Below are 17,889 nucleotides of genomic sequence, written 5' to 3'. Positions count from 1 at the left end.
CTAGCGATGTGCACTGAAAAGGCGCCTGGTTCGGGGCGCCCTTTCAATACTTCAAAGCATAGCAACGGCCTCAGGGTTTGCTGGCGCTCGAGGCTTGCGTTCGTCCGCTTTCCCAACCGCCGCCCAGGGCGAGGAACAAATCGATCTGGCTCATGGCAACCTGGGTGTTGGCGGCGGCCAGTTGCGCGGTGACGTCGGTGTAGGTGCGGGTGGCTTGCAGATCGGCGAGGAACGACTCGCGGCCGGCCTGGAAGAAGCGGTGCGTCTGGTCCGCCGCCAGTTTCGCCGACTGCTCGGCATCGGCCAGCGCATCGCGGCGTTGCAGCAGTGCGGAATACTGGGACAGGCCGGTCTGGGTTTCGCGGATGGCATTCAGCACTACACCGTCGAAATGCGCCAGTGCGCCCTGGGTCGTGGCTTCGGCTTCGCGGATCCGGGCCCGGGCGCCGTTGGTCGGCACACTCCAGCTCAGCGACGGACCGAAGCCCCAGCGGTTGGTGGACGGTTTGCCAAGGTTGTCGAGAATACCGACGGTGCCGATGGTCGCGCCGAAACTGATGTCCGGGTACAGCTCGCCGGTGGCGATGCCGATCCCGGCGGTCGCGGCCGCCAGACGCCGCTCGGCCTGGCGGATGTCCGGCCGACGCTTGAGCAGCGCGGCGCCATCCCCGACCGGCACCAGTTGGGCGATTTTCGGCAGCTCGGCACAGGTCGCGGTGCCGGCCGGCAGTTGATCGACAGGCTTGGCCAGCAGCATCGACAGCCGGAACAACCCGGCCTGACGCGCCGCCTCATAACGCGGCATGTCGGCGCGCAAGGATTTGAATTGGGTCTGCGAACGGGTGACCTGGATTTCGTCGCCACGGCCGGCATCGCGCAGGCGCTGGATCAGGGTGGTGCTCTGGGATTGCAGGTCGAGAGAATGCTGGGCGATTTCCCGCTCCTCGTTCGCCGCGCAGACCTGGGTGTAGGCCCGCACCACGTCAGCGACCAGGGTGATGCGCGCCGTGTCGGCAGCGGCCTGAGTCGCATCGGCGTTGGCTTTGGCCGCTTCGATCCCGCGTTGCAGCGTGCCCCACAGATCGAACTGGTAGGACGCGCTGATACCGATATCACCGATGTTGGCCACCGGCACTTTTTCCGGCAGCAGGAACGCCTCGCCGGATTCCTGCAAGCGTTGCGCGCCCATCTTCACGCCGCCACTCCAGCCACCGGCCGCCTCGGCTTCATCGACCTGCGCCCGGGCCCGCGACAGGTTCGCCGCCGCCACCCGCAGATCGGTGTTGGACGCCATGGCCTGCTGCACCAGTTGATCCAGACGCGGATCCTGATACAGCCGCCACCAGTCCGCCGGCACCGGGGCCGACACCACCGGTTTGCCGGCCACCGCCAGGTCGCCCTGGAAATCCTTGCGCTGGATCGCCGCGTCTTCGGGCACGTGATAATCCGGCCCGACCATCGAGCAGGCCGACAGCATCACGCCCAGCCCGACGATAATCAAAGCCCTGCTCATTGCGCGGGCTCCTGCGGTTGATCGTCGATGATCGACACGGTGGCGGTACGCCCGGCGATCATGCGGAAGTCATCCGGCACGTCGTCGAAGGCAATGCGCACCGGAATCCGTTGCGCCAGGCGCACCCAGCTGAACGCCGGATTGACGTTGGGCAGCAGGTTGCTGCCGCTCGAACGGTCACGGTCTTCGATACCGGCGACGATGCTTTCGACGTGCCCGCGCAGGCGAGCGCGGTCGCCGATCACGCGGATATCCACCGACTGCCCGATGTGGATGCCGTCGAGTTTGGTCTCTTCGAAATAGCCGTCGATGTGGAACGAATTGCTGTCGACCACCGACAACACCGGACGCCCGGCGGTGACGAACTCCTGCGAGCGCGGCGCACGGTCGTTGACGTAGCCGTCCACCGGACTGCGGATCACCGAGCGGTCGAGGTTGAGCTGAGCGCTGTCCACCGCCACCAGCGCTTCGGCCAGGGCCGATTGCGCGCGGGCCACTTTCGACAGGCTTTCTTCCAGCTGTTCGGCCGGCACCAGATTGCCCAGACCTCGGTTACGCTTGGCTTCACGCTGCGCCTGAGCCAGGGTTTCTTCGCGATCGGCTACCGCGGCCTTAGCCTGGCGCAGCGCCAGTTTGAAACGGTCCTGGTCGATGCTGAACAGCACCTGGCCGCGTTTCACCAACTGGTTGTCCTTCACTTCGACCTGCTGGATCAGCCCGGACACGTCCGGGGCGATCTGCACGATGTCGGCGCGAATGTGGCCGTCGCGGGTCCAGGGCGCGAACATGTAATACATCACCATGCGCCAGACCACGACGACGGCGAAAGTCACGATCAGCAGCGTCAGGACGACGCGACCGAGGGTCAGAAACGGTTTTTTCATGTCATCAGGTATCGACTGAGTGAATCCACGCCGTACAGCATCACGGCGTAGAGAGCCACGTTGAACAATGCCCGGTGCCAGACCAGACGGTAGAAATGCAGGCGTGTGAGCACGCCGTGTACCAACACAAACAGCACATAAGTGATGCCCATCAACACCAGCAGGGTCGGCAGGAAAATGCCGCTGATATCCAGATCACCGATCATAGGGGCGCTCCTTCGGGCAGCGGTTCTTCGGGCTCTGCGTTGGAAACGAATTCCACACCGGGCAACAGCGCCAGGCGCAAACCGCTCAAGGCATGCAACAGGTTGAGCCGGGTTTCTTCATCGCCGTGGCCGTTGAGCGCGCGTCGGGTGCGATCCATGGTCATCAGCAAGGCGCTCGGTGCCGGCAGGCGTTCGCCGGCCTTGAGGCAGGCCCGGAAATATTCACCGACCTCTGCCACCACTTGCTTGAGCAGTGCGTTCGGCGCGCCCGTCACTCGCGGCGTGTAGGCGAGCAGGTCGAGCAGGTTCAGCCCCACGCGCACTTCGCGCATGGCGATGCCGGTGTCCTGCCCGGTCAGCGCCAGACGCGGCAGGTGCTGCATCAGGCGGTCGAGCAGTTGCACGCCAAGCTGTCGGTGTTCGGCGAGGTTGGCCGGTTCGGTCATGCTGACGATGTCTTTCCAGCTGAAACGGGTCAGGCGCTTGGCCGCCAGTTCGGCGCCGAACGGCCGGGCGATCAGGGTCCAGATAAACGCGAACAACAACCCAATCGGGCCCGCCAGGTTGGAATTGACGAAGGCAAAGAAGTCCGCGTCGTAAGCACCGGAAATGCTGATGAACGACGAGGTGTTGACCAGCGTCAGCAGCATGCCGAGGTAGAAGCGTGGCTGCACCGTCAGGGTGCCGACACAGATGAACGGCACCGCGAACGCCAGCACCAGCATCGGAAAGTCATGCAGGTTCGGCAGCACCAGAAACAGGTACAGGCTGGCGAACAGCACCGACATCCCGGTCCAGAAGAAGAACCGGTAGATCTGCGGCGCCGGGTCGTCCATCGAGGCGAAGAAGCTGCACGAGACCGCCGCCAGAATCACCGCGCTGCCGCCGTCGGTCCAGCCCAGCAGGATCCACAACACCGAGGCAACGATGATGGCCAGAATGGTCGAGGCCACCGAATACAGCATCAGCCCGCGGTCGATGAATGGCGTCAGGCGACCGAGGCGCCAGTGGCGATAGACCGCGCGCCAGCTGTCCTGGCGCTCGCACAGGATCGCGTCCTGCAGACTGCGGCAGTCCTGCCACAGATCGATGAATTCGCCGAGGCGATACAGCGCGTTGGAAAACAGCAACTGTTTGCGATCTTCCAGGGCTTCGGCGCTCGGTTGCAGCGCTTCGAGCTGATCCCGCAGGGCTTGCCAGCGTTCCAGATCGGCGTCTTTGTGGCCGAGCCATTCACGAGTCGCGGTGAGCAGCGGGGCGAATTTTTCCACCAGTTCCGGCGTGCGCCGTTCGAGGGCGTAAAGTGAATCTTCAAGGGCATCGATCACCGGCAGCAGGTGAATCATCCGCCCGCGCAGTTCCTTGGTGTTGCGTACGGTTTGCGGCCGCGCACCTTCGTGCGGCAACTGGCCGATCATCAACTCCAGGCTGTTGAAACTGCCGACCATCGCCATGCGCAGGGCTGCAACCTCTTCGGGCTGCACGTCGCGGCTGAGGAATTTCAGACTGTAAGTTGTGGCGTCGGCGAACCACTTGCCCACGGCATCGTTGAACACCGGTGCCAGGCGCCGTGGCCAGAACATCGCGCCGACCACCGCCGCCACGGCGATGCCGAGAAAGATTTCCTCGGTCCGCGACTCGGCCACGTCCCACACCGCCAGCGGGTTATCCACCACCGGCAGGGCGATCAGCGGCAAGGTGTAGCCTGCCAGCATCAGCGCGTAGTTGTTGGCGGTGCGCAGGTGCAGGGACAGGAACAGCAAAATCCCCGTCCACAAGGCGATGACCACCACCAGCACATACGGGCTCTGGACGAACATCGGCACGAACAGCACCGCCGCCGCAGCACCGAGAAACGTGCCGATCGCCCGATACAACGCCTTGGAACTGGTCGGCCCGAGGAAAGGGCTGGAAACGATGTACACCGTGGCCATCGCCCAGTACGGACGCGGCATCTGCATGAGCAAGGCGATGTACAGCGCGGTCATCGAGGCCGCGAACGTGCGGATCCCGTAGAACCAGTCCCGCGCGGGGGGCATGCCGGAAAAGAACCCGTTCACGGATTGATCACCGTTGGCGGAGTGGCCGCCTCGAAAGCTCTCAGTACTCGAAGCGTAGCCTCCAGATCGCGCTGGTCGATGCCTTCGAGCACTTCATGACGCAGACGCACCAGTTGCGCCTCCACCGCTTGCACCAGCTCACGGCCGGTGTCGGTCAGGCTCAGGCATTTGGCGCGACGGTCCTGGGCATCTTCGGTGCGGCAGACAAAACCGGCGTGACACAACTGATCGAGCAGGCGCACCAGCGACGGCGACTCCATCCCTGCTGCCTGCGCCACCTGCACCTGGCGCACACCCTCGCCCAGCCGCCCGATCATCAACAACGGGACGGCGCAGGCTTCGGAAATTCCATAATTGACCAGCGTGGTCTGGCAGATCTTCCGCCAATGCCTGGCGGCCACCACCATGGCACTGCTGATGTTCATCTGGAGAGCGTCGAGGTTATTCGGCACGAGGGAATGCACACACTGTTAGTTTGCTAACTATCAATATCGCATTGGTGGGGAAATTCAGTCAAGTTTTGAAACAAATTCATGTCCGAAGGCGAATTCAGAAAAACTATCTCAACCTGACTTTTGCGCTGATTTTTTTACAACTCACAAATTTTTTTTACATTTCGGTCTTTTCGATCATTTTTTTTACATTCCCCGCCCCTTCCTCAACATCACATCCAACTGATCCACCACCTCCGCCCAATCTGCATCATCGAGAATCTCGTCCCGCAGGAAATCCGCCTGGCTCTTGCTCCAGAAAAACGCGTCACACAGGTGCAGTTCGGGTTTGAGCGGGGAATGGGTGGCGATGAACTGGTCGATGCTGACCGGGTCGCTGTCCAGGCCGAGTTGCTTGAACAGGGATGGGAGGCTGTGCGTCGGGTTTTCCATGTCGGAACTCCTGCGAGATTTATAGGGTGTGAAAGATTTTTCGCGAGCAGGCCCGCTCCCCCAGGTCTAGCGCAGAACCTGTGGGAGCGAGCTTGCTCGCGATTGGCGTCGGCACAGACGCTAAAAAAGCTACTGACTCAACTCCCGCACCTGCGCATGCGGCACCATTTTCAGGAACTCGGGCATGCTCATGTGCAGCAGGTTGTTGTGGTTGCCGGCTTCCAGGTAGATGTCTTTCTGCCGGGTCAGCAGCGGGTCGATGACCATGTCCAGGCCGTAGGAGTCGCCCAGTGGCGGTACGGCACCGCGTTCGCAGTCGTCGAAAATGTGCGCCAGATTGCTTTCGCGGGTGATCTGCCATTCGCCGCTGCTGCGCACCTTGCTCAAGTCCAGGTGGCGGCTGGCGGGCAGCACCGCCATCAGGTAGTGCCCGTGACGGTCGTCCAGGATCACCGATTTGGCCACCCGCTCTGCGGCAATCCCGGAGACCCGCGCCGTTTCCAGGCTGCTGGACGAGTGCGGGTGGGTGACGATGTCATATTCGCATTGCGCCCGGTTGAGGCTGCTCTGCACTTTCTTGGCCATACGCATGATGCACCTCGGTGCCCGCCGACGCTGCGCGGCGGACGGTAATGAAACGCTGTGGCTGTCCTTCAAAGTCTAGTCCGGCAAGCCACGAGCACCGGGAAATCCGCCCACTGGCGGGGCGGGAAAATTGATCAAAATTCATCCAGCCGCAGCCTCAACTAGACTGTAAGAACAAGTCCTGACTCTCGCGGAGGGTCACGTGAACATCCGTTGCTGTGCGCTTGCCCTGTTGCTGCTGAGTGGATCGGTGATTGCGGCGGACAACCCGTTTACCGCCGCCAGCCCGGTTGGTCTGTGGCTGATCACCTTGGGCATCACGTTTCTGATCGCCGAAGCCGCGCTGCCCAACTACGGGGTGATCGGCCTCGGCGGCATCGTCATGTTCGTGATCGGCGCGCTGATCCTGAGCAACGCCGAACTGCCGGTACCGATGATGATCGGCCTCGGGCTGGTCAGTGCACTGTTGCTGATCGCACTGTTGATCCGCGCCCTGAAAACCCGACCGCGCCACCCGGTCAGCGGCGATGCCGGCCTGCTCGGCAGTGTCACGGCGGTGACCGTGGTGCAACCGGAAGACAGCCGCAACGGCTGGGTGCAGTTGCAGGGAGAACGCTGGCAGGTGCTGAGCGCCACGCCGCTGCACACCGGGCAACCGGTGCGGGTGGTCGGGCGCAAGGGTCTGTTGCTGCAAGTGGCCGCGACTGACGCGGCACCGCTCGGAGAGTGATCATGGGTCTGCAAATCGGTTTTGTCGCGCTGCTGCTGTTGCTGATCGCCCTGGCCGGCTCGACGTTCCGCATCCTGCGCGAATACGAACGCGGGGTGGTGTTCCAGCTCGGGCGCTTCTGGCAGGTCAAGGGGCCAGGGCTGATCCTACTGATCCCGGTGGTGCAGCAAATGGTCCGGGTCGATCTGCGCACCATCGTCCTCGACGTGCCGCCGCAGGATGTGATCACCCGCGACAACGTTTCGGTCAAGGTCAACGCGGTGCTGTACTTTCGCGTGCTCGACCCGCAGAAAGCGATCATCCAGGTCGAGGACTTCCTCATGGCCACCAGCCAACTGGCCCAGACCACCCTGCGCGCGGTGCTCGGCAAACATGAGCTGGACGAACTGCTGGCCGAACGCGAACGCCTGAACATCGACATCCAGCAAGTGCTCGACGCCCAGACCGACGCCTGGGGGATCAAGGTCGCCAACGTCGAAATCAAGCACGTCGACCTCAACGAATCGATGGTGCGCGCCATCGCCAAACAGGCCGAAGCCGAGCGGGAGCGGCGAGCCAAGGTGATCCACGCCGAAGGCGAATTGCAGGCCTCGGAAAAACTTATGCAGGCTGCCGAAATGCTTGGTCGCCAGCCCGGCGCCATGCAACTGCGCTACATGCAGACCTTGAGTTCGATCGCCGGCGACAAGAGCTCGACCATCGTCTTTCCGTTGCCGATCGAACTGCTCAAGGGGATGGCGGATCTGTCGGCGAAATCGTAAGCGCGCGCAAGCGTTCCAGCGCGGCATAGGGCGCACGGGCGCAATCTTCGATCCGTGCCTGCAACAGCGCCGATGCCTCCCGGCGTTTGTGTTCGCCATCGACGACAAAGGGTTGTGACGGCTGCTTCGCGTGCTGCGCCGTCGCTGTCAGCGCCTGTTCACACTGCGTGGCGCTGAGCCCGAAAAACCGCGCCAGCCGCCCGCTCATCGCGTCGGGCAATTCGCTGTAATTGACCGCCAGCCCGGCAGACTCACGACAATGCACGCACCCGGCCTCCAGCAGACGCCCCAGGCGCCGGGCGATGAAGTCCTCGCGGCCCTCGAACGGCAAATCGTCGTCCAGCACACAATCGCCGAGCGCACCCGGCACCATGTGCAGGCCGGGGCGACGCAGGTGCGAGACGGCGATTTCCAGTGGATCGCGATAGACAAACAGCCACGGCGTATCGGCAAAACACTCGCGCAGCAGCGGCCATTCGCCGATGTTCCAGGCGTCGAGTTTGATCACCAGTCGCTGCTCCGTGCCGCGCCGACGCTGACCGTACGCCGAGAGCAGTCCGACGATGGCCGCGCGGCGCTCTTCGTCCGGCAGATCGCTGCGCAACAAGGCATCAAGGGGAGGCGGCTCCGAGACCACGATGTGATCATCGAGCCGGGCGAGCATCTGACTGATCAGCGTCGAGCCACACCGCGAGGCGTGCAGGATGAACGCGCTCGGCAGCAGCCCCGGACTGAGCGTTTGCCAATCCATGAGCGCCGACAAAGGTGTTTGCCGGCGAAACGCCTGATTGAACGGCAGGTGCAACGCGTCTTCGACAGCCTCACGAAAAAACGGCTGATGCAGCGGCGTGTCGCCAAACCAGCACCAGTCGACCTGCCATTGCCCGGCGGTTTTCCAGACGCGGATCGGCAACCAGCCGTCGAAATTCACAGGCGCCATTGTTCGTTCCATGACCGACGACCGTTGCGCATCGCCGCCAGCAGTTCTTCCCGGGAAAAATGCAGACCGCGTTCAGCAGCCAGCGTCAGTGTCTGGTCGGTGAATGCTTCGCGGTCCTGCAATGCCTGCAACGCGGCGGACAACAGCGGTTCTGTGACAAGCAATCGTTGAAAGCGCTGAAGCGCTGTTTCCGTGGCATCAGGCAGCGGAGTGCTCGGCAAACCGTTGGCAATCATCTGCTCCAGCCAGGGCGAGGGGCGGCAATCGAGCACCAGATGAATCCGTGCCGTGCGGTCGCGATTGTCGACCCGATGCGGCCGGGCAAGATCAAGAAACCAGCATTCCCCGGCCCTCATCGGCATCCGCTGGCCGTCGAGCCAGAAGTCCACGGCAGGCGGACTGAGCAGCGGAATGTGCAGGCGCAAATCGGCGTCCACGCCCTCAAGGTCGTAGTCGCGATGTTCATGAATCTGCCCGCCCGGCCCCAGTCGCAACAGCCGCGCACTGACGATGTCCAGTGGCAGATCCCGCAGGGCCTGCTGCCAGCGACGGTCATTCAGCCAAGGATTGCGCTTTACGGGTTCGGCACTGCCGGGGGACAGTTCGGTCAGCGCATCGGCGGCAGAAATCAGCGCCACGCCGCTCCAGTCGCCGGCGAAATAAGCGGTGTTGAAATGACCGCGCCAGGCAGCGTCGTCAATCGCCGCCAGCGCCTGCAACAGCAATGGCAGATCCGCGGTCAGCGGCAATCGCGAGAACGCCGGCCGGCTCATGCCTTGGGCAACACCGCGGATTCGCCGAGCCAGGTCAGCAACCGGTCCAGACAGGCTTCGACCGTCAGCGTGCCGGTGTCGAGCACCAGCGAAGCCTGGGCCGGCGCCTCGTAAGACGCCGACACGCCGGTGAACCCGGCGAGTTCGCCACGCCGGGCCCGGGCGTAATGCCCTTTCGGATCGCGCTGCTCGCACACCGCCAGCGCGGCGCTGCACCAGACCTCGCAATAGTCCTCGCCCAAACGGCGGGCAAACACTTCGCGCAGTTCCGCCAACGGCGCGATCATCGCCAGAATCACGATCTGCCCGTTCTCCACCAGCAACGCCGCCAGCTCACTGGCGCGGCGGATGTTTTCCAGGCGGTCGGCATCAGTAAAACCCAAGTCACGGTTGAGCCCGACGCGCAGGCCATCGCCATCGAGCACCACACTTTGCAGACCACGACTGAACAACTCGGCATGCAACGCCTGGGCAAGGGTCGATTTGCCCGCCGCCGGCAAGCCGGTCAGCAGCATTGCCGTGCCGCGATGGCCGTTGCGGGCCTCGCGTTGGGCACGGCTGATGCTGGCGGTCGGCGCCAATACGTCACTGCGCGGAGGCATGGGCCACCGGCAGCGAAATATCCCCTGACGCCCACGCGGCTTCGCGGTTGGCCAGCGCGGTGGCGATCGACTGCACTTCGGTCGACTGCACCTGGTCCGGCAGCGGATCGAGGCCGGCGCTGGCGAAGATCTGGCCGTAAGCATTGCGCAGATCGGCGTAGGACAGGTCGCGACGCAGATCGGCCTGCAAGGTGTTGAGTTCGCCCTGAATCAGGTCCAGCTCACCAATGCCGTCGGCCTGACGACGGTTGCGCAACTGACCGACGATTTGCCCGTCGATGTCCGACAGTTGCTGGTTGGTCTTGAACTGGCGCAGCGCCTCCTGATAGTTGGCGTTGGCCACGTAGAGCTGCGCCAGCACTGCAATCGACATCGCCTGACGCCGCGCGGCAGCCACTTCTTCACCGGCCTTCGCCACATCGATAGCCGCCGGGGCAGAGATCACGTTGAACAGGTTCCAGGTGACTTTGACGCCGTAGTCGGCCCAGCCCTGCTCGACCAGGAACGAGTTGCTGTCGTAATGCCCGCCGGCGGAGAACTCCAGACCCGGCAGCAGACGCAGCATGGCCTTGCGGGTTTCGGCGGCGCTGATCCGGGTCTGGTAATCCTGCTCGCGCAGTTCCGGACGGCTGGTCAGGGCTTCCTGCTCGAGTTTGCTCAGATCGACCTTGAGTTCCGGGATCCGGTAACCGTCATCGGTGGCCAGGGTCAGGTTGGTGCCCAGCGGCAGGTTGATCAGGGTCGCCAGTTCGGTTTTCGCCAGCGACAGCGCGCGGCGTTGTTCTTCCAGTTGCCGGGTCGCTTCGATCAGCGAACGCTGATAACCGAGCGACTGCACCGGATCACCGATGCGCTGTTCGCTCATGCTTTCGCTGTTACGACGGGCGGTGTCGACTCGCGCCATCAGGCTGTCGATCTGCTTGAGCAGACGTTCGGCGGCCATCGCCCGCCAATAGGCCGAGCGCACGTCCTGAACGATGGTGTTGATCACCTTGCGTCGGCGCTCCTGAACGATCAGGCGCTGGTCGCCCTGCTGCTTGGCGCTGATGTAGCTGACACCGAAATCGAGGACGTTCCAGACCATGGTCAGGTCGGCGACGTCACGGTCGCGGTCCTGTGAGGTCGACGGTTCCAGAGACTGAGTGCCGGTACGCACACTCTGGCTGCTGGAGGCGCTGACGTTGTTACGCCCGACGTAACCGGCGTCCAGCGCCATGCGCGGCAGCATGTCGAAACTGGCGAGGTCGAGCTGCCGCTTGGCCAGCGCTTCCTCCATGATTTTCAGGCGGCCTTCGAGGTTGTATTTCACCGCGCGGGCCATCGCCTGGTGCAGGGTCAGCGGCCCGCTCAGCGGTTCCTGGCCCTTGTACATGCTTTGCAGGTCGGCCCGGGCCCTTTGTTCGCTGACACTGCGCTCGATCGGTTCACTGGTCACTGCACATCCGCTGATCGCCAGCGCCAGCAGGCTGGCGCCGAACAACTTCTGACTTTTCTTCATCCCTGGATCGCCCCTAGGTCCCACATATATTGAGTTGTAATGTTGGTCAGGCCGGCATTTCGCTGATGCCGACCTGTTGCAGCGCCGCCGCCAGGTTGTCGACCCGGTGCTGCTCGCTGTCCTTGATCTGTTGCAGTTGCTGGCCAAGGGTCGGCGCGCCGAACACACCGCGCAGGCCCTGGGAAATATCGCCGCCCTTGATCGACTGGCTGCCGAAGGCATTCAGCGAATCACGCTCGGCGCTGCTGTCCTGATTGAACAGACTCGACAGCGTGCTGCTGCCAAACACCCCGCCATCGCCACCGCCAAACCCGAGGAAGCCATGACCGGAGCCGTCACCGCCGTTGTCACTGCTGGTGAACACCTGGGCAATGAAGCTCGGGCTCAGCGCACCGCGATTGATGAAAATATCCCCCAGTGGACGGATGCCGTTGCCGATCACCCGTTGCTCGAACAACGGCGCGAAAGTCAGCGGTGAACCGAGGTCGCCAGTGGGCGCGGTGAAGACGATCGGCTGCAGCGGAACGTTCGGCGGTGGCGGCGGCGCGACCGGATCGCTGCTGCGGAACTCCGGATCCGGTGTCACCACGATCAACGGAGTAGTCGGTGTCACAGGAGGCACAGGCACCGTGTTGATCACGTAATTGCCGGAACTGCTGACGCTGCTGCCGCTGTTGCCCGACAGGTCGCTGACCCCGGCCGTGTTGATGCTGATCGCATTGCTGGCGCTGTTGACGTTGGCGTTCGGCGTCAGGGTCGCGGTCCAGGTCTTGCCACCGTCGCTGCTGCTCAGGTTGGACAGAGTGCCGTTGGCCACGCTGAGGTCCGACAGGTCGAAACCGCTGACCGCTTCGTTGAAGGTGATGGTCACCTGCGAAGTCTGACCGACGCCCAGGTTCGGATTGGCGATCACCACCGTGGCGGTCGGCCGTTCGCTGTCGAGGGCGTAGTTGTTCGACACCGCCACCGTGCTGCCGGCGTTGCCCGCAAGGTCGGTGACGTTGCTGGTGTCCAGCGCGATGAAGTTGCTCGGGTCGGTGACATTCGCGGTCGGCGTGAAAGTCGCGGTCCAGGTCTTGCCGCCGTCACTGCTGGTCAGGTTGCTGAGGTCACCGTTGGTCACGCTAAGGTCGGACAGGTCGAAATTGCTCACCGCCTCGCTGAAGGTGAAGGTCACCGTGGTGCTCTGACCGATGCCCAGATTCGGATTGGCGACCACGATGTTCACCGTCGGCCGGGTCGCGTCGAGAATGTAGTTGTTGGAGATGGCGATGCTCGCCCCGAGGTTGCCGGCCAGGTCCTGGACGCCGCCAGTGTCGATCAGGATCAGGTTGGTCGGATCGTTGACGTTGGCTGTCGGCGTGAAGGTTGCGGTCCAGGTCACGCCGCCGTCGCTGCTGGTCAGGTTTGACAACGAACCATTGGCGACGCTGATGTCCCCCAGATCGAACCCGATCACCGCTTCGTTGAAGGTGAAGGTCACGGTGGTGGTTTCACCGATACCGAGGCGGTTATCGGCAACCACAATGGTGGCGGTTGGCCGCGCGGTGTCGATGGCGAAGTTGTTGGAATCGGTGGTGCCGATACCGCTGTTGCCTGAGACGTTGGTCACTCCGGCATTGTTCAGGCTGATCAGGTTGGTGGCGTCAGTGACATTGGCAGTCGGGGTGAACGTCGCGGTCCAGGTGATGCCGCCGTCACTGCTGCTGACGTTGCTCAGCGTGCCGTTGGCGATGGTCAGGTCACTGTTGTCGAACCCACTGACCGCTTCGCTGAAAGTGATGGTCACCAGCGAGGTTTCCCCGGCCTTGAGCGCAGGGTCGGCTACCACGATGGTGGCAGTCGGCACCTGGGTCTGCACTTGGTAATTGGCCGAGTTGGTGGTGCCAGTGCCGGTGTTGCCGGCCAGGTCGGTGGTACCGGTGTTGTTCAGGACAATCAGGTTGGTCAGGTCGCTGACACCGATGTTCGGCGTGAAGGTGGCCGTCCAGGTGAGGCCGCCGTCGCTCGACGAGACATTGCTCAGGGTGCCGTTGGCGACGCTCAGGTCGGAGTTGTCGAAACCGGTCACCGCCTCGCTGAAGGTGATGGTCACCAGCGCGGTTTCGCCGGGACGCAGGTCAATGTCGCTCATGACGATGGTCGCCGTCGGACGCTGACTGTCGACCGCATAGTTGTTGGAATCGGTGGTGCCGCTGCCGGCGTTGCCTGCCAGGTCGGTGATGCCGGTGTTATCCAGGGTGATCAGGTTGGTGGTATCGGTGATGCCCGCCGCCGGCGTGAACGTCGCCGTCCAGGTGATGCCGCCGTCGCTGCTGCTGACCGCGCTCAGCGTACCGTTGGCGATCGTCAGGTCAGCGTTGGTGAAACCGGTCACGGCTTCGCTGAAGGTGATGGTCACCAGGCTCGTCTGGCCGACGCCGAGTGCTGTGTCGGCGACCACGATGGTGGCGGTCGGACGCACCGTGTCGATTGAATAGTTGTTCGAATCGGTGGTGCCGCTGCCGGCATTGCCCGACAGGTTCTGCACGCCAGTGTTGTCCAGCGTGATCAGGTTGGTGGCGTCGGTGATGTTGGTGGTCGGCGTGAACGTGGCCGTCCAGGTAATGCCGCCGTCGCTGCTGCTGACCGCGCTGAGCGTGCCGTTGGCGATGGTCAGGTCGGCGTTGGTGAAACCGGTCACGGCCTCACTGAAGGTGATGGTCACCAGCGAGGTTTCGCCGATTTTCAGGCTGGAGTCCGCCACGATGATGGTCGCGGTCGGCACCACGGTGTCGATGGTGTAGTTGTTGGAGTTGGTCGTGCCGCTGCCGGTGTTGCCCGAAAGGTCGGCGATGCCGGTATTGGCCAGGGTGATCAGGTTGGTCGCGTCATTGACGCCCACGTTCGGCGTGAACGTCGCCGTCCAGGTGATGCCGCCGTCACTGCTGCTCACGGCGGTCAGCGTACCGTTGGCAATCGTCAGGTCGGCGTTGGTGAAACCGCTGACCGCTTCGCTGAAGGTGATGGTCACCAGCGAGGTTTCACCGGCAGTGAGATTGCTGTCGGCCACCACGATGGTCGCGGTGGGCCGCACCGTATCGATCGCATAATTGTTCGAATCGGTGGTGCCGCTACCGGCGTTGCCCGCCAGGTCGACGATGCCGGTGTTGTCCAGGGTGATCAGGTTGGTGGTATCGCTGATGCTGGCGCTCGGGGTGAACGTCGCCGTCCAGGTGATGCCGCCGTCGCTGCTGCTGACTGCGCTCAAGGTGCCGTTGGCAATCGTCAGATCGGCATTGGTGAAACCGCCGACCGCTTCACTGAATGTGATGGTCACCAGCGAGGTTTCACCGATCCGCAGGTTGTTGTCGGCCACCACGATGGTCGCGGTCGGGCGCACGGTATCGATGGCGTAGTTGTTGGAGTCGGTGGTCCCGCTGCCGGCGTTGCCGTTCAGATCAGCGATGCCGGTGTTGTTCAGCGTGATCAGGTTGGTCGCGTCGGTGATGCTGGCGGTCGGCGTGAACGTCGCGGTCCAGGTAATGCCGCCGTCGCTGCTGCTCACGGCAGTCAGCGTGCCGTTGGCAATGGTCAGGTCGGCGTTGGTGAAACCGGTCACCGCTTCGCTGAAGGTGATGGTCACCAGCGAGGTTTCGCCGATTTTCAGCGCGGTGTCTGCGACCACAATGGTCGCGGTCGGACGCGCGGTGTCGATCGCAAAGTTGTTGGAGTTGGTGGTGCCACTGCCGGCGTTGCCGGCGAGATCGACAACCCCGGTGTTATCCAGGGTGACCAGGTTGGTGCTGTCGGTAATGTTGGTGGTCGGCGTCAGCGTGGCGGTCCAGGTGATGCCGCCGTCACTGCTGCTCAAACCGCTCAGGGTGCCGTTGGCCACGGTCAGGTCGGCGGTGGTGAAACCGCTGACGGCTTCGCTGAAAGTGATGGTCACCAGCGAGGTTTCACCGGCCGCCAGATTGGTGTCGGACACCACAATGGTTGCCGTCGGCCGCACGGTATCGATCGCATAATTGACCGAATCGGTGGTGCCGGTGCCGGCGTTACCGGCAAGGTCGGCGATACCGGTGTTGTCCAGGGTAATCAGGTTGGTGGTATCGCTGATGCTGGCGGTCGGGGTGAACGTTCCGGTCCAGGTGATGCCGCCGTCGCTGCTGCTCACTGCGCTCAACGTGCCGTTGGCGATAGACAGATCGGCGTTGGTGAAACCGGTCACCGCTTCACTGAAGGTGAAAGTCACCAGCGACGTATCGCCGATCTTCAACGCCGTATCGGACATCACGATGGTCACGGTCGGCCGCGCGGTGTCGATGGCGTAGTTGACGGAGTTGGTCGTACCGACACCCGCCACGCCGTCGTTGATCGCGGTCACCCCGGTGTTGTCGAGGGTGATCAGGTTGGTGCTGTCGGTGATGTTGTTGGTCGGCGTGAAGGTCGCCGTCCAGGTCAGGCCGCCATCGCTGCTGCTGACCGCTGTCAGCGTGCCGTTGGCAATCGTCAGGTCGGCGTTGGTGAAGCCGGTGACCGCTCGGCTGAAGGTAATGGTCACCAGCGAGGTTTCGCCGATTTTCAGGGCCGTGTCGGCCATCACGATGGTCGCGGTCGGCGGCTCTACGTAAGCGGTGTTGAGCGTGCCGCCGTTGTTATAGATCGCCGCGAAGGCCAGTGGTACAGAGCCCGTCACGCCGCCACCCAGTTCTGCACCACCGGAGCCGCTGCCGGCCGCGTTGCCGCTGATGGCGCTGAAGTTGGCGGCGGTGATCAGTACCGTGCCGCCCTGGTTCCAGATCGCGCCGACACCTCGTCCGCCGTCGCCGCCGTTCAGGTTATTGCTACCCTGGCCACTGCCACCACCGCCACCGCCACCCGCGCCGATGTTGTTGCTGATGACCGAGGTGCCGACGATTTTCAGCGTGCCGGTGGAAGCGTTGTAAATGCCACCGGCGGCATTGCCGCCGGCGCCGCCGACCTTGTCCCAACCGGCGCCGCCACCGCCGCCACCGATGGAAATCGTACCGTTGCTGGCCGTGCCGCCATTGCCGCCGTTGCTGTAATAGGACACGCCCACACCGCCCGCGCCGCCAGTGGTCGAGCCGCCGCGCCCGCCCATGTGCGTCGCGTCGTAGCCACCGCCGTAGCCGCCGACACCAGCGCTGCCGGCCTGGCCGCCCAGCGTACCGGTGCCCGGCCCGGCCGTACCGCCATGACCACCGCCCTGACCGCCAAGACCACCGCCACCACCACCGGCACCGCCGTAGAACGCACCGGTGACACCACCGCCACCGCCGCCACCGGCCGCCGCGTTGCCGGTGACCGAGACGTTGTTCAGGGTCAGGATGCCGGCGTTGAAGATCCCGCCGCCCATGGCGCCGGTTGCGCCGTAGCCGCCATTACCGCCGTTGCCCGAAACCAGGCCACGGGTAATGACCAGACCATCCAGGGTCACCGTGCTGCCGGAGGTTATTTCCACCACTCGGGTCCGGTATTGGCCATCGAGCGTGACGTCGGCAACCCCGTCGTTGTTCAGGTCACCATCGACGGTGACGTTCTTGTTGATCAGCAATTCCGAGGTGAGCTGCACCGTCATCCCGGAGCTGAAGGTCACGATGTCGCCGTTCTGCGCCGACGCCAGCGCTGCGCGCAGCGAGCCGACCCCGGTGTTGGCATTGTTGGTGGCGGTCCAGGTGGCCAGGCCCCACTGGTATTCGCTCATCGCCTGGGTCGACAGCACGTTGGCGCTTTCGATGGTGCCGGTGGCGATCTCCAGGTCCCAGTCGCCGCCTATCCCGGTGCGGTTGTTCGACGCGGCCACATCGCGGCCGGTCAATTGCGCCAGCGAGTCGACGAAGCTCAGGCCACGATCCCCTTCGGCGGTGTAGCAGCCGTAGATCAGGATGTCGCCGCCAGCGTTCATGTCCTTGCCGATTTCCGCCAGGATCGCGCTGCGCTGGGCGACGTTGTCGGCCGACAGATAACTGTTGCCCAGCCACAGGTCACCGGCGTTTCCGTGGGCGATGATCTGCACCGAGCTCACGCCCTGATGCTGATCGAGGTAATCGGCGATCTGCTGCAAACCGTCCTTGCCCGCATCGAGCTTGACCACTTGGGTGCCGGGGGCCACGCCCTTGAGCAGGCTGTCGGTATCCTTGACCCGGGAATCGACGAACACCACGCTCTGCCCCGGCACCGCGACCGGGCTGGCAGCGGGCGTGGCGTCGGCCTGGCCATGGGTGTCCTTGCTGGCGCTCGGGTGGTCGGCGGCCGGTGCTTTCGCGGCATCGGCGGTGGCATGGCTGTCAGCCTGGGCGGCGGTGTCGGCGACGGTGGCCGCGACGGCGCCGTCGAACAGCATGCGCGGTTCGAGCGACATGATCATGGGCGCCGCCAGCGTCCGTTGGCCTTCGGTAACCCGCGACTTCTGCTTGCTCCACCACATGTTGCTCACCCGGACTCGAA

14 protein-coding genes are annotated in these 17,889 nt (G+C 63.7%); 2 read left to right on the top strand and 12 right to left on the bottom strand.

What is annotated here, in order from left to right:
- Positions 1-70: 70 nt before the first annotated feature.
- From ACTJK7_RS07235 to ACTJK7_RS07205, 7 genes are all read right to left on the bottom strand, one after another.
- Positions 71-1,513: an efflux transporter outer membrane subunit gene (locus ACTJK7_RS07235; RefSeq protein ID WP_440780451.1), complete on the bottom strand. Its 1,443-nt coding sequence runs from the start codon at positions 1,511-1,513 to the stop codon at positions 71-73.
- On the bottom strand, positions 1,510-2,397 hold the full coding sequence (locus ACTJK7_RS07230; protein ID WP_085667626.1) for an efflux RND transporter periplasmic adaptor subunit: 888 nt from the start codon (positions 2,395-2,397) through the stop codon (positions 1,510-1,512). The genes ACTJK7_RS07235 and ACTJK7_RS07230 overlap by 4 nt, the downstream gene beginning before the upstream one ends.
- On the bottom strand, positions 2,394-2,603 hold the full coding sequence (locus ACTJK7_RS07225) for a DUF1656 domain-containing protein (protein ID WP_007957657.1): 210 nt from the start codon (positions 2,601-2,603) through the stop codon (positions 2,394-2,396). Before ACTJK7_RS07225 ends, ACTJK7_RS07230 begins: the two co-directional genes overlap by 4 nt.
- On the bottom strand, positions 2,600-4,663 hold the full coding sequence (locus ACTJK7_RS07220; RefSeq protein ID WP_102687449.1) for an FUSC family protein: 2,064 nt from the start codon (positions 4,661-4,663) through the stop codon (positions 2,600-2,602). Before ACTJK7_RS07220 ends, ACTJK7_RS07225 begins: the two co-directional genes overlap by 4 nt.
- A complete protein-coding gene (locus tag ACTJK7_RS07215) occupies positions 4,660-5,088 on the bottom strand; it encodes a MarR family winged helix-turn-helix transcriptional regulator (RefSeq protein WP_011331882.1) in 429 nt (142 codons plus the stop codon). The genes ACTJK7_RS07220 and ACTJK7_RS07215 overlap by 4 nt, the downstream gene beginning before the upstream one ends.
- Before the next feature lie 213 nt (positions 5,089-5,301).
- The gene (locus ACTJK7_RS07210) at positions 5,302-5,547 is read right to left on the bottom strand and encodes a DUF2789 domain-containing protein (RefSeq protein WP_440780449.1); all 246 of its coding nucleotides are present in this window, start codon (positions 5,545-5,547) and stop codon (positions 5,302-5,304) included.
- Between the two features lie 129 nt (positions 5,548-5,676).
- Positions 5,677-6,138 carry an aminoacyl-tRNA deacylase gene (locus ACTJK7_RS07205; protein ID WP_007957669.1) on the bottom strand — a complete coding sequence of 154 codons (462 nt, stop codon included), beginning with the start codon at positions 6,136-6,138 and terminating at the stop codon, positions 5,677-5,679.
- Positions 6,139-6,334: 196 nt separating this feature from the next.
- Between ACTJK7_RS07205 and ACTJK7_RS07200 the strand changes: the two genes are divergently transcribed.
- A complete protein-coding gene (locus ACTJK7_RS07200; RefSeq protein WP_108559008.1) occupies positions 6,335-6,862 on the top strand; it encodes an NfeD family protein in 528 nt (175 codons plus the stop codon).
- A gap of 2 nt (positions 6,863-6,864) precedes the next feature.
- Positions 6,865-7,623 carry a slipin family protein gene (locus tag ACTJK7_RS07195; RefSeq protein WP_007957673.1) on the top strand — a complete coding sequence of 253 codons (759 nt, stop codon included), beginning with the start codon at positions 6,865-6,867 and terminating at the stop codon, positions 7,621-7,623.
- On the opposite strand, the gene ACTJK7_RS07190 is transcribed toward ACTJK7_RS07195, so the two are convergent.
- From ACTJK7_RS07190 to ACTJK7_RS07170, 5 genes are read right to left on the bottom strand one after another with little or no spacing between them, the layout of a single operon-like run.
- Positions 7,589-8,563, bottom strand: coding sequence for a sulfotransferase family protein (locus tag ACTJK7_RS07190; protein WP_108559006.1), 975 nt, complete (start codon positions 8,561-8,563; stop codon positions 7,589-7,591). The two genes, ACTJK7_RS07195 and ACTJK7_RS07190, sit on opposite strands and share 35 nt — an antisense overlap.
- Positions 8,551-9,336: an aspartyl/asparaginyl beta-hydroxylase domain-containing protein gene (locus ACTJK7_RS07185; protein ID WP_064382672.1), complete on the bottom strand. Its 786-nt coding sequence runs from the start codon at positions 9,334-9,336 to the stop codon at positions 8,551-8,553. The genes ACTJK7_RS07190 and ACTJK7_RS07185 overlap by 13 nt, the downstream gene beginning before the upstream one ends.
- Positions 9,333-9,938, bottom strand: a complete 606-nt coding sequence (gene cysC / locus ACTJK7_RS07180) for an adenylyl-sulfate kinase (protein ID WP_108559004.1) — start codon at positions 9,936-9,938, stop codon at positions 9,333-9,335. The genes ACTJK7_RS07185 and cysC overlap by 4 nt, the downstream gene beginning before the upstream one ends.
- Entirely contained in the window at positions 9,922-11,436 is a 1,515-nt protein-coding gene (locus ACTJK7_RS07175; protein ID WP_323150567.1) for a TolC family protein, read from the bottom strand. Before ACTJK7_RS07175 ends, cysC begins: the two co-directional genes overlap by 17 nt.
- Before the next feature lie 46 nt (positions 11,437-11,482).
- Complete coding sequence (locus ACTJK7_RS07170) at positions 11,483-17,869, bottom strand: Ig-like domain-containing protein (RefSeq protein ID WP_440780447.1); 6,387 nt, start codon at positions 17,867-17,869, stop codon at positions 11,483-11,485.
- Positions 17,870-17,889: the final 20 nt, after the last annotated feature.

Source organism: Pseudomonas sp. 22085 (assembly GCF_052045815.1).
In the GTDB taxonomy this organism is placed as follows: domain Bacteria; phylum Pseudomonadota; class Gammaproteobacteria; order Pseudomonadales; family Pseudomonadaceae; genus Aquipseudomonas; species Aquipseudomonas glycinae.
Note: the sequence above shows the minus strand (reverse complement) of the source record. Positions and strands in the feature narration are given on the sequence as shown.